11 protein-coding genes and 1 pseudogene are annotated in these 14,702 nt (G+C 55.5%); 6 read left to right on the forward strand and 6 right to left on the reverse strand.

Translation table 11 applies throughout. The annotated features are described in order from the left end of the window. Window positions 1-168: 168 nt before the first annotated feature. Window positions 169-744 carry a DedA family protein gene (locus FD737_RS01840; RefSeq protein WP_034821056.1) on the forward strand — a complete coding sequence of 192 codons (576 nt, stop codon included), beginning with the start codon at window positions 169-171 and terminating at the stop codon, window positions 742-744. Here the strand turns inward: FD737_RS01840 and FD737_RS01845 are convergent. Then, a complete protein-coding gene (locus FD737_RS01845; RefSeq protein ID WP_097117360.1) occupies window positions 741-1,520 on the reverse strand; it encodes an SDR family oxidoreductase in 780 nt (259 codons plus the stop codon). The two genes, FD737_RS01840 and FD737_RS01845, sit on opposite strands and share 4 nt — an antisense overlap. Window positions 1,521-1,638: 118 nt before the next feature. Between FD737_RS01845 and FD737_RS01850 the strand changes: the two genes are divergently transcribed. Together FD737_RS01850 and FD737_RS01855 are read left to right on the forward strand one after the other, a co-directional pair. Next, the gene (locus FD737_RS01850) at window positions 1,639-3,453 is read left to right on the forward strand and encodes a glycoside hydrolase family 15 protein (RefSeq protein WP_058961596.1); all 1,815 of its coding nucleotides are present in this window, start codon (window positions 1,639-1,641) and stop codon (window positions 3,451-3,453) included. A 198-nt stretch (window positions 3,454-3,651) separates the two neighbouring features. Continuing rightward, entirely contained in the window at window positions 3,652-4,734 is a 1,083-nt protein-coding gene (locus FD737_RS01855) for a L,D-transpeptidase family protein (RefSeq protein WP_058961597.1), read from the forward strand. A 170-nt stretch (window positions 4,735-4,904) separates the two neighbouring features. Here the strand turns inward: FD737_RS01855 and FD737_RS01860 are convergent. Beyond that, a pseudogene (locus FD737_RS01860) lies at window positions 4,905-5,929 on the reverse strand (transporter). 165 nt (window positions 5,930-6,094) lie between these two features. Here FD737_RS01860 and FD737_RS01865 point away from each other — a divergent pair. Together FD737_RS01865 and ppk2 are read left to right on the forward strand one after the other, a co-directional pair. Next, window positions 6,095-7,711 (forward strand): inorganic phosphate transporter, encoded by a 1,617-nt coding sequence (locus tag FD737_RS01865; protein WP_097117367.1) that lies wholly within the window; start codon window positions 6,095-6,097, stop codon window positions 7,709-7,711. A 12-nt stretch (window positions 7,712-7,723) separates the two neighbouring features. Beyond that, window positions 7,724-8,644 (forward strand): polyphosphate kinase 2, encoded by a 921-nt coding sequence (ppk2, locus tag FD737_RS01870; protein ID WP_045833553.1) that lies wholly within the window; start codon window positions 7,724-7,726, stop codon window positions 8,642-8,644. On the opposite strand, the gene FD737_RS01875 is transcribed toward ppk2, so the two are convergent. Next, window positions 8,641-9,846 carry an MFS transporter gene (locus tag FD737_RS01875; RefSeq protein WP_160832567.1) on the reverse strand — a complete coding sequence of 402 codons (1,206 nt, stop codon included), beginning with the start codon at window positions 9,844-9,846 and terminating at the stop codon, window positions 8,641-8,643. The two genes, ppk2 and FD737_RS01875, sit on opposite strands and share 4 nt — an antisense overlap. A 493-nt stretch (window positions 9,847-10,339) precedes the next feature. Here FD737_RS01875 and FD737_RS01880 point away from each other — a divergent pair, with 493 nt between their 5' ends. Continuing rightward, entirely contained in the window at window positions 10,340-11,518 is a 1,179-nt protein-coding gene (locus FD737_RS01880; RefSeq protein ID WP_160832568.1) for a glycosyltransferase family 4 protein, read from the forward strand. A 7-nt stretch (window positions 11,519-11,525) separates the two neighbouring features. Here FD737_RS01880 and dusC read toward each other — a convergent pair whose 3' ends face one another. From dusC to FD737_RS01895, 3 genes are all read right to left on the reverse strand, one after another. After that, window positions 11,526-12,482 carry a tRNA dihydrouridine(16) synthase DusC gene (dusC, locus tag FD737_RS01885; RefSeq protein WP_058961601.1) on the reverse strand — a complete coding sequence of 319 codons (957 nt, stop codon included), beginning with the start codon at window positions 12,480-12,482 and terminating at the stop codon, window positions 11,526-11,528. Window positions 12,483-12,486: 4 nt separating this feature from the next. Further along, window positions 12,487-13,893: an ATP-dependent RNA helicase RhlE gene (gene rhlE, locus FD737_RS01890; RefSeq protein ID WP_097117376.1), complete on the reverse strand. Its 1,407-nt coding sequence runs from the start codon at window positions 13,891-13,893 to the stop codon at window positions 12,487-12,489. 299 nt (window positions 13,894-14,192) lie between these two features. Next, complete coding sequence (locus FD737_RS01895) at window positions 14,193-14,585, reverse strand: YbhQ family protein (RefSeq protein ID WP_034821088.1); 393 nt, start codon at window positions 14,583-14,585, stop codon at window positions 14,193-14,195. Between the last annotated feature and the right edge of the window lie 117 nt (window positions 14,586-14,702).

The following is a 14,702-nucleotide window of genomic DNA, read 5'->3' on the forward strand; positions in this document are numbered from 1 at the left end:
AAAATCACTCCTCTGATGCGACGGGCTGCCACTTCAGCGATCAGGCTGTCTCACTCAGGCAGCTTCCCTTCAAGTATAATCGGCGCGGCTGTTTTTGCGGACAGCGGCACAAAAAAAGCCGCTTGCGTATAAACTGTTACCTGAATCACTCGCGACAGGGAGGAAAATTTGCATCTCGATATCAATGGATTAATTACGCAGTACGGCTATCTGGCGTTGCTGATTGGCTGTATCGCGGAAGGGGAAACTTTTACCCTGCTGGGCGGCGTGGCGGCGCATGAAGGCCTGCTGCACTTCACCGGCGTGGTGCTGGCCGCGATGGTGGGAGGAATTATCGGCGATCAGCTGCTGTTCTGGCTGGGCCGTCGCTACGGTACGCGCATTCTGCGCCGTTTCCGTAAACATGAAGATACCATTCGTAAAGCCAATCGCCTGATTCAGAAGCGCCCGAGTCTGTTTGTGATTGGCGTGCGCTTTATGTATGGCTTCCGCATTATTGGCCCGATCATAATCGGTACCAGCCGGTTAAAACCGCTGCGCTTCTTTGTGCTCAACGTGATAGGCGCCGCGCTCTGGTCGCTGATCTTTGTCACCCTGGGTTACTTCGCCGGGGAGATCATTACTCCGTGGCTGCATAAACTCGACCAGCATCTTAAACATTTGCTGTGGCTGGTGGCGGCGATTGTGTTCGGCATCGCGCTGCGTTACGTGATTCGCCGCTGGAACCGCCGCCGGGCGGATTAGTGGTGATAACCTTTAAACTGCGGGTTGGCCAGCATAAAGCCACCGTCAACAATAAACGATTGTCCGGTGGTATAGGTCGCCCATTCCGAACACAACCACGCGACTAAACTTGCCACTTCACGCGTATCGCCGGGCCGTCCAATCGGAATTTCCGGCATACGTGTGCTGTGCGCCTGATCGTCAGTCAGATGGTTCATTGCAGTGGCAATCGCGCCCGGTGCAACCGCATTCACCAGAATGTGATGCGGCAACAAACTCAACGCCATCGATTTGGTCAGACCGCCGAGCGCATGTTTCGCCGCGGTGTAAGCGGTGGCATCCGGCAACGGAGTGTGTTCATGCACTGAAGTGATGTTAATGATGCGCCCGCCATCGCCCTGATCGACCATATGGCGGGCGGCGATCTGTCCGCAGATAAATGAACCATCCACATCGACGCTGAACGTTTTACGCCAATCTTCAAAGGTGACGTCGAGAAAATCGGCTTTCATCATCACGCCCGCATTGTTGACCAATACGTCAATGCGACCCAGTGAATTGATGAGCTGCGCCAGTTGCTTGCCCCCTTCTTGCGGGTCGGAAAGATCCAGCTGCCGCACCTGTGCGGTTTGCCCTTTGCTTTCGACCAGTCGCGCTGTTTCCTGCGCCCCCGCTTCATCTGAGCGCCAGGTGATCCCTAACGTGTAGCCCGCTTCGGCCAGCATGACGGCACAGCTGCGGCCAATGCCGGAATCGGATGCGGTAACCACGGCCACTTTCTGTTTGCCCAGTGCCATAACATTCTCCTGCGTGATGGGTGTCCTCACAGTATAGAAGTTATCGATCTGTGCCTCGGATCAGCCGAAAAAACCCTTTCGTCTATAGTTAACAATCAGATGCAGTCAAGGAGGCAGGATGAGCAAAATTAAACGCAGAATTGATGATCACGGCGTGATTGGGGATTTACGGACCTGTGCATTGATCGCCAATGAGGGCACCATTGATTATCTCTGCTGGCCCGAGTTAGACAGCCCATCCGTGTTTGCTGCGTTGCTGGATGGCGATGATGCCGGTCTGTTCTCACTGGCACCCGACTGGAAAAATGCGCGCCAGCAGCAGCTCTATCTGCCGGACACCAATATTTTACAGACGCGCTGGTTAGGCGATGCGGGCGTGGCGGAGATCACCGATTACATGCCGATCTGCGACCAGCCCAATAAAGTGCCGCGACTGGTACGTCGGGTCAAAATGGTGCGCGGCTCGGCCACCTTCAATTTGCTGTGCGCCCCGCGCCATGATTATGCCCGTGCTGAAACCCATACCGAACTGCGCCCCGGTGGCGTGGCCTTTCTTGCTGAAGGCCAGCCCGCGTTACGGCTGAGTGCTACGGTGGTGATGACCCGTGAAAACCACAGTGCAGTTGCCGAATTTACCCTCAAAGCCGGGGAATCTGCTGAGTTTGTATTTGGCAGCGATGACGATCCCTTCGTGGCGGAGATTGCCACTGAACAGTGCTTCAGTGACACACTGGCCTACTGGCGGCGCTGGAGCAGCCACAGTACGTATCGCGGACGCTGGCAGGAAATGGTGACGCGATCCGCACTGGCACTCAAACTACTTACCTCGAAACAGCACGGTTCGATTGCGGCTGCAGCGACCTTTGGTTTGCCGGAAGAGTTAGGCGGCGAGCGCAACTGGGATTATCGCGCCTCGTGGATTCGGGATGCCTCCTTCAGCATGTATGCGCTGATGCGGCTGGGTTATGTGGAAGAAGCGCGAGACTTTACCCATTGGGTGGGGCGTTGCGTCGAGCACAGCCATGACGACACGCCGCACCTGCAGGTGATGTATCGCCTGGACAGCGGCACCGAACTGCATGAAACCGAGTTGCTCAATCTTTCCGGCTATGCCAACTCGCGCCCGGTACGCATCGGCAATGATGCGTGGCGGCAGACCCAGCTGGATATTTACGGCGAACTGATGGATGCCATTTACCTTGCCAATAAATACGGTGAAGCCATTTCACAACGTGGCTGGCGGCATGTGTCCGACATGATTGATTATGTCTGCGGCAACTGGAACCAGCCCGATGCCGGTATTTGGGAGATGCGCGGTGAGCCGGAGCACTTTCTGCATTCGCGCCTGATGTGCTGGGTGGCGTTGGATCGCGCCCTGCGTCTCGGTCTGAAGCGTTCGTTGCCAATGCCGTATGAGCGCTGGGATCGTGTGCGCAGTGAAATTCGCGACGACATCTGGCAAAACTTCTGGAACCCGGAACTGGGCCATTTCACCGCCACACGCGGCGGCAAGTTCCTGGACGCATCCATGCTGTTGATGCCGCTGGTGCGCTTTGTCAGCTCCACCGATCCTGACTGGATCGCCACCCTTGACGCGATTAAAACCCACCTGGTGAGCGACGGTTTAGTGCGCCGCTATAACATTAGCGAAACGCCTGCCGATGCCTTAACCGGGGGTGAAGGTTCCTTTGCCGCCTGTTCCTTCTGGTATGTGGAGTGTCTGGCGCGGGCCGGGCGCGTGCATGAGGCGCATTTTGAGTTTGAAAAGCTGCTGAGCTATGCCAATCCCCTGGGATTGTACGCCGAGGAATTTACTACGCATGGCGAAGCGCTGGGGAATATGCCGCAGGCGCTGTCGCATTTGGCGTTAATCAGTGCCGCTTTTTTCCTCAATCGTAAATTGAGTAATGAAGTGACGCTGTGGCAGCCTTAAGAAAATTCACATTTTGGGCGGTACGGCAACGAGATGGGTCGGGAAATGCCCACTAATTAAGTAAAGTATCATCAGCCATTGAAAATCCTGATTCCCATCACTGCGCCTATGCACATATAATGCGCACCGGGTCATTGAGACCAAGATGGATTCGACACACTGACAAGCCTGAAACACGGCTATAACGACTTGAAAAACATGAAAAAGAGCATTCGCGCGTTCGCTTCACTTGCTTTAGTACTGGCGGCGTTCAGCCAGTCGGCATTCGCAGTAGTGTATCCGCTGCCAGCGGCTAACAGCCGTTTGATCGGCGAAAACCTTGAAATCACCGTGCCTGATGACAGCCGACTTCCGCTGGAAGCCTTCGCTGCTCAGTACCAGATGGGCCTCAGCAACATGCTGGAAGCCAATCCGGGCGTTGATGTTTATCTGCCAAAAGCGGGCACCAAAATGGTGATCCCTCAGCAGCTGATTCTGCCTGACGCCCCGCGTGAAGGCATCGTGATCAACAGCGCGGAAATGCGTCTTTACTACTACCCGAAAGGCACCAAGACCGTGGTTGTGCTGCCAATCGGTATCGGCGAACTGGGCAAAGACACGCCAGTGAACTGGACTACGACGGTTCAGCGTAAAAAAGCCGGTCCAACCTGGACGCCGACCAAAGCGATGCACGCAGAATACGCATCACGTGGCGAAAGCATTCCAGCGGTATTCCCGGCAGGTCCGGATAACCCGATGGGCCTGTATGCGCTGTATATCGGCCGCCTGTACGCAGTTCACGGTACTAACGCCAACTTCGGTATCGGTTTACGCGTGAGCCACGGCTGTGTGCGTCTGCGTGCTGACGACATCAAATGGCTGTTCGACAACGTGCCGGTTGGTACTCGCGTACAGTTTATCGATCAGCCGGTGAAAGCCACCGTTGAGCCAGATGGTTCTCGCTATGTAGAAGTGCACAACCCACTCTCTACTACCGAAGAGCAGTTCAACTCACGTGAAGTGGTGCCGATTACGCTGACCGCTGCTGTGACCAAAGTGATTGCCGATGGCAGCACTAACCAGGATGCAGTGAACAACGCTATCCAGGCGCGTAACGGTATGCCAGTTAAGATCAATGGCCCGCAGGGTGAAGTGATGCCTGCGCCGGTGCCGGTACAGGAATCTTCTGACGCCACGCCGAAAGAAGAGCCGATGACTCCGCAAGGTGCCAGCGGCGTTGCACCGCAGAGTGATGTGGCTCCGGCTGCTCAGCCTGCTCCAGCGACCGGCAACAGCCTGTAATCGCTGACTCGCCATGCAGTAAAAAACCAGTCCATTGCGGCTGGTTTTTTTATGGGCGCAAAAACGTATTACCCGACTCGACTGGCCACAAGATTGTGACTTATGTGGTCGTTCTGATCTGTTACCTGTGTGCCCGGTAGTCCCTTGATGCGCGCCTGGATGCCTGGGCATCATTCCCGCCGCCGTCTCAGCGCCAGCCAGCCCGCCACCAGGGTAAACACCAGCACCACAATCACCAACAGTAAGAAACCGTGCGGATTATTTGCCAGCGGAATCCCGCCCACGTTCATACCGAAAAAGCCGGCAATGATGTTAATCGGCAGCGCCAGCACGGTGATCACCGTCAGTAAAAACAGCGTGCGGTTACTCTGCTCCATCAAACTCGCGGCAATCTCTTCCTGCAACAAGCGAATGCGTTCCATCAGTCCCGCCAGGTCATTCAATGCCACGCTGAACTCTTCCGTAAAGATGCGCAATTCACTGAGCGGTTCGCGCTTAAGCCACTTTGGTGGCCGATTTAACAAACGAAATAGCGCGGCGGGTTCGGTGCCAGCAAACGCTGCACACGCAGTAGCATACGGCGCAAATGGCCCAACTCACTGCGGTTGGTTTTAATCGCTGCACTGAGCAAACGCTCTTCAATGGCATCCACCGCCTGACTGGAGCGACGCACCACTTGCTCTAATTGCGCTTCCTGCTCACCCAGCAACCACAACAGCATCGCATCCGGCTCGGCGAACGGGAGACGATCAATTTGCTGATGCATGCGTTCAATCATTCCCACCGGGCGATAACGCGCGGTGACAATGGTGTGCGCACAGCACCAAATCCACAACGTCGCGTTCTGTGTGCTGCGCTCTTCTTTGCTGAACGTCACATCATTGAGCACCGCCAGCAGCGCATCGTTTTGATGGGCCAAACGTGTGCGCGGTGAAGCAGAATGGATCTCGTCGAAAAAATCATCATCTACACTAAAGTGGTCCTGAACCCAGCGTTCGGCACGCGCATGATTCAGGTTGATGTGTAGCCAAAGAAAATAGGATTCCGGCAAATCTTGCTGTGCAAGCTGTGCAGCTTCACGGGCATTGAGCCGCTGTGGCGCCGCTTCCGGCGTGAACAGATAGCCATGAATAAGACCGGCCACTTCATTATTGAAGTCCGGTAACGAGGCAAACGGCAAGACAGGCTGGAGCATGGCAGCGTGATGATCCCGAAGCGGTCAGATCCACATACTGCGACAGCCGTGTTACAGCAAGATGACAGAGCGTGATCGCGATCATCATTCTGTCATACAAACCACGTATCACACTGCGGGTAACGGGTGCCATTCGAGCACCGTCAATCCACACCGGGGTGTGTTATGGCTGAAAACAGTTTACCTGCATCTACATCAACATCATCGTCCCACAACGGACGCCCGAATCTTAACCAGGGCAACGGAAAAATCTCACGCATCATCTTTCTGATCCTGCTGTGCGGCGGCCTGCTGTTCACCGCCATCAATCTGTTCAACGACGTGGAAGAGACCGGCGCGCCGGTCACCAGCTATACGCCGTTCCTGCTGCTGGGCGTGGCTTTAGTGATTGCGCTCGGCTTTGAGTTTGTTAACGGCTTCCACGATACCGCTAATGCTGTCGCCACTGTGATTTATACCCATTCGCTGTCTCCGGGTGTGGCCGTGGTGTGGTCGGGCTTCTGCAACTTCCTCGGCGTATTGCTCTCCAGCGGCGTGGTGGCGTTTGGCATTATCTCGCTGCTGCCGGTGGAGCTGATTCTGCAGGCAGGCAGCGGCAACGGCTTTGCCATGGTGTATGCGCTGTTGTTCTCGGCGATCATCTGGAACCTCGGCACCTGGTATTTCGGCCTGCCTGCGTCCTCTTCGCATACGCTGATCGGTTCGATCATCGGCGTGGGTGTGGCGAATGCCCTGCTGCACGGTCGTAGCGGCACCAGCGGTGTGGATTGGGATCAGGCGATCAAAGTGGGTTACGCCCTGCTGCTGTCGCCGATTGTCGGCTTTATCTGTGCGGCGCTGCTGTTGCTGGCGATGAAAGCCTTTATCCGCAACCGTCAGCTGTATGAAGCACCAAAAGGCAATCAGCCCCCACCGGCGTGGATTCGCGGCCTGCTGATTCTGACCTGTACCGGCGTCTCTTTCGCTCACGGCTCAAACGACGGTCAGAAAGGCATGGGCCTCATCATGCTGATTCTGGTCGGCACCATGCCGATTGCCTACGCCCTGAACCGTTCGCTGCCGCCGGATCAAATCCCGCGCGTGGCCGCGTTAACTCAGGTCACCGAACAGCAGTTGCTGACGCTGCAACCGGCACCAGCTGCAATGCCCGCACCGCGTGAAGTACTGACCGAATTTGTGCGTACCAGCCAGAACCGTCCACAGGTATTGCCTGCCCTTGGCATGATGCTGGGCGATATCGGCGACCAGATCCGTCGTTATGGTGCGGTGGAAAATATCCCGGCACAGGCGGTGACCAACACCCGTAACGATATGTACCTCGCCTCCGAGACCATCAAACATCTGCAATCGGCCAAAGTCGCGCTGCCGGAAGAGATTGCCAGCAATCTTACTGCGGTGAAGAAGGAGCTGGATGCCGCCACGCGCTTTATCCCGATGTGGGTGAAAGTGGTGGTGGCAATTGCCCTTGGCCTCGGCACCATGGTGGGCTGGCGCCGCATTGTGGTCACCGTCGGTGAGCGCATCGGTAAAACTCATCTGACCTACGCACAAGGTGCCAGTGCGGAACTGGTGGCGATGGCGACCATCGGCGCAGCGGATGTCTTCGGCTTGCCGGTCTCCACTACCCACGTGCTGTCATCAGGCGTAGCGGGTTCAATGGCCGCCAACAAATCTGGTCTGCAGCTCTCAACGATTCGTAACCTCGCGCTGGCGTGGGTACTGACGCTGCCGGTCTCAGTCTTACTTTCAGGGCTGCTTTACGCTCTGTTTATTCATCTGTAACGGGGAAAAGTCATGGCGACACACGACAATAGCTTCCACAGCGAGACCTTTAATGCGCGTCTGCTGCAGGAGTTTTACGACAGCTACGACGAAGAGCTGGAAATGGAGCTGGACGATCTACGCTTCAATGATAATGGTGAGCCACAGCAGGAAGGCGATAAGGCCTTTCGCCGCCGCTACTTCCGTGAGCTGCTGCATCTGCAGGGCGAGCTGGTGAAGTTGCAGGATTGGGTGATGCGTACCGGACATCGCGTGGTGATTTTGTTTGAAGGCCGTGATGCCGCCGGGAAAGGCGGGGTGATCAAGCGTATCACCCAGCGTTTAAACCCGCGCACCTGTCGCGTCGCCGCCCTGCCCGCACCGAACGATCGTGAGAAAACACAGTGGTATTTCCAGCGCTACATCGCTCACTTGCCTGCAGCCGGTGAAATTGTGATGTTTGACCGCAGCTGGTACAACCGCGCAGGCGTTGAGCGCGTGATGGGCTTCTGTAACGAAGCCGAAGTGGAAGAGTTTTACCGCAGCGTGCCGGAATTCGAAAAAATGCTGACCCGCAGCGGCATTCAGATCATCAAATACTGGTTCTCGATTACCGATGAAGAGCAGGAGCTGCGCTTCCTGAGCCGCATCCACGATCCGCTGAAACAGTGGAAATTGAGCCCGATGGACCTCGAAAGTCGTCGTCGCTGGGAAGATTACACCGAAGCGAAAGAAGAGATGCTGGAGCGCACCCATATTCCTGAAGCGCCATGGTGGGTAGTGCAAGGTGTGGATAAGAAACGTGCGCGCCTGAACTGCATCAGCCATCTGTTGCAACAGGTGCCCTACGAAGAGAGTGAGAGCAAAACCATTATGTTACCGACGCGCGAACGTCATGAAGATTATCGCCGCGCGCCAGTGCCAGAAAACATGGTGGTACCAGAGAAATATTAATGAACAGTTTGCACGGCTGCCTGGCGGCCGTGCTGCTGTTGCAGACGCAATGTAATGGCAAATGCGCCTAGCACCATCAGGGCCGCCGCCAGATACACCGACTGCATCCCCCAATGACCAATCAGTAACCCCGCCACCGGCCCCGTCAATCCCAGCCCTAAATCGAGAAACGCCGAATACGTCCCTAACGCCGATCCCTGATCCTGTTGCTGCACGCGTTTAACGGCTTCCACACCCAGCGCCGGGAACACCAGCGAGAAACCACCGCCGGTCAGGAACGCGCCGATATCCACCAGCCAGCTGCTGTCGGCCTGCCAGATTAACAGCAGACCGGCACACTCCAGCACAAACGACACCAGCGACACTTTCAACCCGCCGAAACGGGTGATATAGCGGCCACCGGCGAGACGCACCAGCACAAAGCCCAGGCTGAACAAGGTCAGGGCAAAGGCGGCGCCGCTCCAGTCGCGGCTGGCAAAATAGAGCGTGATAAACGTCGAGATGACGCCGAAGCCGATGGTGCCGAAGCCCAGTGCCAGCCCGAACAGCCAGACGCGGCTGACCACGCGATGAAAAGGAATACGCACGCCCGCTGTGACGCTGACCGCCGCCTTACGACTCGCCATGCAGAAACCAATCACGCCCATCAACGCCACGAGTCCGGCAAACCCGCTGATGCCGAACATTTGATTGAGCAGCACTCCGAGCGGTGCGCCTATCGCCATCGCAAAGTAGGTGGCAACGCCATTCCAGGAGATCACACGCGCCGTCTGCAGCGGTCCGACAAGGTTCATCCCCCACAGTGTCGAACCCGTGCTGCTAAAGCTTTCTCCCACGCCCAATAACAGCCTACCCAGCGCTAAAAGCGCCAGACTCAGCATGGGTGTTGCGGTAAACAACGCGGCGAGAAGAGAGAGCACGCCGCTCATGCCGCAGCACACCAATCCCATCATCACCACGCGTTTCGGGCCATAGCGATCGGCCAGGCGGCCCGAATGCGGACGACTGAGCAGCGTGGCGAAGTACTGCAGGCTGATGATCAGCCCGGCGATGAACGAGCTGAAACCCAGCTGGTTATGCACAAATCCCGGCAGCACCGCGAGCGGCAGCCCTACTGAGAGATAGCAGAAGAAGGTGAAGATAATAACGGAAATGATGCGTTTATTTAACTGAGCATGACTCAGTACAGCGGCGTCAGACATAAGTGATGGCATTACAAATGAATGTGAAACGCTACTATAGCGCAAACAGTGTTGAGCTTGAACCTGACTTTACGTGGAACGGTGTCATAGCTTAATTCTGAATAATGCTGGTCATGTCAACAATCAAACGTCGCCTCGGTTATTTCGTTTTACATTAATAACAGCTCTTAATTAATCTTCATTTATATATTGGCCTGAAAATTCCGAAAAGAAACCTTTTAGTAAAAAAATTAATCCATAAAATCCTCTAAAAATAGTAACAAAACCCTTTATTAATCTGTTCAGGTCGCGCGTATGCTGAGAAGAACTCCTCCAATCATTCACATTAAGACATAGATCCGCCCTTGCTTGCTTTAGCTTACAGATGGTTAAATCAAACATTAATCATTACTTTTGGTGCGTAACTAATGTAATGGCAATGCTGGCCCAGCGCACCGACTCAAGCAAATTTCAAACCTTTGTTAATTCTGTTTCTTAACGACCAGGAGAAACCATGAAGATTATCACCAGTGGAAGCGGATATCCTGAAAAAAGAAATATTATCACTAACCCTCATAACAAATATATTAATTGCCGAAAAAAGAATATCTATTTCTATTTAAATGCCGTCAAAGCAAAAATCTTACATAAAAATAAACAATTTATTTTTCTCCCGATTCCCGGCTTACTGCCACAGGATGCGGATGTCATTCACCTTTTCAATGAAGTGGCCGACACCAAAAGGAACTGGATCGCCACTTTTGAAACCGAGATCCCACGCGTGCTACCGGTGCCTGGTGTAGCGAAATACGACAATCCAGAATTAAAGTCGCAGCTGCAATTAATAGCGAAAGCGGAATGCCTGGCGTTGATTGCCATCTCGCAAGCGACCCTCGACATCCAATGCAAGCTGCTCGATGCGTTTCCCGCGATCAAAGCCGCCGTCAGACACAAGCTACACGTCCTGCATCCGCCGCAACCGCTGCTGTGCGCTGAACCGCGCCTCGTCTCGCCCGGAGAAATACGTTTCATCTTTATCGGCAATGAGTTCTATCGCAAAGGCGGCGCGGAAGTGGTACTGGCCCTCTCCCAGTTATCTGAAGAGGATGTATTTAACCGCAGCCAGATTCAGGTCACGCTGATCGGTGACATCACGCAGCGGCATAATATCGCGCATCGGCAATTTCAGGATGATGAGGCGTTTTACACACGTATTGAGCACTTAGTCAAAAACTCGCCCCATATTCAGCATTTTACCTCTCTGCCCAACAATCAGGTGTTGACCTTGCTGCAGCATTCTCACGTGGGATTGCTGCCCAGCTGGCAGGATACTTACGGCTTCTCGGTGCTGGAGATGCAAGGCAGTGGCTGTCCAGTGATCACCACCAACATCCGCGCTTTGCCAGAGATCAATCCACCCGGTGCGGGATGGCTTATCCAGCAGCCGGTCAATGACGAATATGAGTATGTGGTGGATTCTGAGGAGAGCAAACTGCAAATACGCCAGCAAATCGTGCAGCAGCTTAAGGCGCATATCATTGATATTTTGCGTAATCCGGGCGTGATCACGCAATACTCTGCGCAATCACTGAAGAGAATTGCTGAGCAGCACGATCCGGGGAAATTCAGCGAGCAACTTGCCCACTTCTATTCAGCCAGCAAGCAGATGCACTACACCACGGCGTTTAAATGAAAAAGGGTTAAACCGGTGCGGTTAACTGAAGGGCGTGGCGTTCAATTGCCGTGGCAATCTCAGCAGATACGCGCAGAGTGCGGATCTCACTGAACAGCCCATCGGCTTCGTTATAGGCTTTACGCAGATAACCGAGCCACTGTTTGATGCGGGCGACGTGATACATGCCGGTATCGCCCTGCTTCTCCAACTGCGTGTACTTCAGCAGCAGTTCGACCACATCCGGCCACGGCATCGGCGCTTCGTTGTATTTCACCACACGGCCGAGGTTCGGGATGTTGAGCGCACCGCGCCCCAGCATCACCGCGTCGCAACCGGTGATGCGCAGACAGTCTTGCGCATCCTGCCAGCTCCAGATCTCACCGTTGGCGATCACCGGAATCGACAGACGCTGGCGAATTTCACCAATCGCCTGCCAGTTGATGCTCTCAGCGCGGTAGCCATCTTCTTTGGTGCGGCCGTGCACCACCAGTTCGCTGGCCCCGGCCTGCTGCACCGCGTCGGCAATTTCAAAGCGGCGCTCTCCCGAATCCCATCCCAGACGCACTTTCACCGTGACGGGAAGATGATCGGGCACGGCTTCGCGCATCGCTTTCGCGCCGCGATAAATCAGCTCAGGATCCTTGAGTAAGGTGGCGCCGCCGCCGCTGCCGTTCACCAGTTTTGATGGACAGCCGCAGTTGAGATCGACGCCCCAGGAGCCGAGTTCTACCGCACGCGCGGCGTTTTCTGCCAGCCACTCAGGATATTGCCCGAGTAGCTGCATACGCACGCGCGTACCGGAAGCCGTTCGGCTGCTGTTGTGCAGCTCGGGACACAAACGGTAGAAGGATTTTACTGGCAGCAGCTGATCGACCACGCGTAAAAACTCAGTAACGCACAGATCATAATCATTTACCCCGGAGAGCAGTTCGCGTACCAGCGAATCCAGCACGCCCTCCATCGGCGCCAGTAATACCCTCATCGCGTTAGATGTTCCCGCTCTTTTTTGCTGCCGGACGACGACGACCGCTGTTGGCGGCTGGCGCGTTTTGAGCGGCACTGCTGCCCTGACGACGTGCAGGACGCGCTTCGCCCTGTGGACGTGCACCATTGCCACCCTGTGGACGCTGACCGTTGCCACTGTGCGGACGAGAGACGTTACCGCCCTGCCCACGTCCCTGGCCACCCTGACCACGGCCCTGGCCGCGACCCTGCTGCTGGCGACCGTTCTGGATCGGTTCCGCTTTGATGCTAGGGTCCACTTCGAAACCTTCCAGCTCAATGCGCGGAATTTCACGCTTCAGCAGGCGTTCGATATCACGCAGCAGTTTGTGTTCATCGACACACACCAGTGACAGCGCAGCGCCGGTTGCCGCAGCACGGCCGGTACGACCAATACGGTGGACGTAATCTTCCGCCACGTTTGGCAGCTCGTAGTTCACCACGTGTGGTAATTCTTCGATATCCAGACCACGCGCGGCGATATCCGTTGCCACCAGCACACGAATGCCACCGGATTTGAAGTCAGCTAACGCGCGGGTACGCGCGCCCTGGCTTTTGTTACCGTGGATTGCCGCTGCGGTGATGCCATCTTTGTTCAGCTGTTCAGCCAGATGGTTGGCGCCGTGTTTGGTACGGGTGAACACCAGCACTTGCTGCCAGTTGTCGCGACCAATCATCAGCGACAGCAGTTCCCGCTTACGCTTCTTATCAACGAAGTGTACTTGCTGTGAAACTTGCTCAGAGGCGGTGTTACGACGCGCCACTTCAACCTGCTCTGGGTTGGTCAGCAGTTTTTCCGCCAGGGTTTTGATCTCATCAGAGAAGGTGGCAGAGAACAGCAGGTTCTGACGTTTTGCCGGCAGACGCGCCAGTACACGGCGAATGTCGTGGATGAAGCCCATATCGAGCATGCGATCCGCTTCATCCAGCACCAGAATTTCAACCTGTGACAGATCGACCGCATTTTGATGCGCCAGATCCAGCAGACGGCCTGGCGTCGCCACCAGCACATCCACACCCCCGCGCAGTTTCATCATCTGCGGGTTGATGCTCACGCCACCGAAGACCACCAGTGAGCGGATATTAAGATACTGACTGTATTCACGAACGTTCTCGCCCACCTGCGCCGCCAGTTCACGGGTTGGGGTGAGGATCAACGCACGCACCGGACGACGGCCGCGCGCGTTAGAGGGATTCGCAGTGAGACGCTGCAACAGTGGCAGCGTGAAACCGGCGGTTTTACCGGTACCGGTTTGGGCGCTTGCCAACAGGTCACGACCTGCCAGCACCACGGGAATAGCCTGACGCTGAATCGGCGTCGGTTCCTGGTAGCCTTGTTCCGCTACCGCACGCAAAATATCGGCACTTAAGCCGAGAGAGTCAAATGACATGCAGGTGTATTACTCCGAACCGCCCTGTTCGCCGTCAGCGATGTAGTTTTCAGGGGGTATATGACGCAAGCCTGGTGGGCTCACGTGTGAAAAGGGCACAAACTACCATGCGTAAGGGCGGGAGTTTAGCAGGTTTCCGCTGCCACCGCGACTGACAATAGTCACGGCGCTGTAACATGATGTTGGTAGTCTTCCCGTCGTGGCACGAGTTGCGCCGTTGCTCTCTGTGACCGTTATTGCGCTGCTCATAACAAAAGGAGCCGCATGGGGCTCCTTTCGGTTCGCAACTGAGCTTTCGCTTAGCTGCGCTTTTTCTCCACGCGATGCGCGGGTTCTTTCGCCAGCAGTGATACCAGCGCCGGACCCACCAACATCACCACGCCCAGGCAACCGATCAACAGGTTGTTGTGGATGAAGCGCGAGATCAGGAACAGCGTCAGCATCGCCGCTCCGAAGTAGTACGTTGTCGTGACTTCTTCCAGCGCGTCACCCATGCGACGTAAACGGGCACTACGCTGCAGAGCCAGCATGGCGATAAACACCACCGCATAAGCTGCTACCAGGGTACTGCTCACTTCAACCAGCGCCTTGTGCTTCCAGCCCCAAACCAGCGCGGCGATCACCAACAGGTGCATCGCAATATGCAAACAGGTTTGACCGGTAACGATCTGAACACGATTAGACCATTTCATTCTCTTCTCCTGGCAGACCCAACAGGTCGCCCAAGTGTATCTGGCTGCGGCCAGACGGATTTCCTCAATGTAAAGCAAATTTCGGATAACGCCCTAATTTTCTGCGTCCATCACCAT

Origin of the sequence: Pantoea sp. Seng, assembly GCF_009829935.1 — a bacterium.
Taxonomy (GTDB): Bacteria; Pseudomonadota; Gammaproteobacteria; order Enterobacterales; family Enterobacteriaceae; genus Pantoea; species Pantoea communis.

Coding starts and splice junctions, on each gene's coding strand:
- FD737_RS01895 (WP_034821088.1), bottom strand. CDS start 14,585: ATGAAATGGTCTAATCGTGTTCAGATCGTTACCGGTCAAACCTGTTTG.
- dusC (WP_058961601.1), bottom strand. CDS start 12,482: ATGAGGGTATTACTGGCGCCGATGGAGGGCGTGCTGGATTCGCTGGTA.
- FD737_RS01880 (WP_160832568.1), top strand. CDS start 10,340: ATGAAGATTATCACCAGTGGAAGCGGATATCCTGAAAAAAGAAATATT.
- FD737_RS01850 (WP_058961596.1), top strand. CDS start 1,639: ATGAGCAAAATTAAACGCAGAATTGATGATCACGGCGTGATTGGGGAT.
- ppk2 (WP_045833553.1), top strand. CDS start 7,724: ATGGCGACACACGACAATAGCTTCCACAGCGAGACCTTTAATGCGCGT.
- rhlE (WP_097117376.1), bottom strand. CDS start 13,893: ATGTCATTTGACTCTCTCGGCTTAAGTGCCGATATTTTGCGTGCGGTA.
- FD737_RS01865 (WP_097117367.1), top strand. CDS start 6,095: ATGGCTGAAAACAGTTTACCTGCATCTACATCAACATCATCGTCCCAC.
- FD737_RS01875 (WP_160832567.1), bottom strand. CDS start 9,846: ATGTCTGACGCCGCTGTACTGAGTCATGCTCAGTTAAATAAACGCATC.
- FD737_RS01845 (WP_097117360.1), bottom strand. CDS start 1,520: ATGGCACTGGGCAAACAGAAAGTGGCCGTGGTTACCGCATCCGATTCC.
- FD737_RS01855 (WP_058961597.1), top strand. CDS start 3,652: ATGAAAAAGAGCATTCGCGCGTTCGCTTCACTTGCTTTAGTACTGGCG.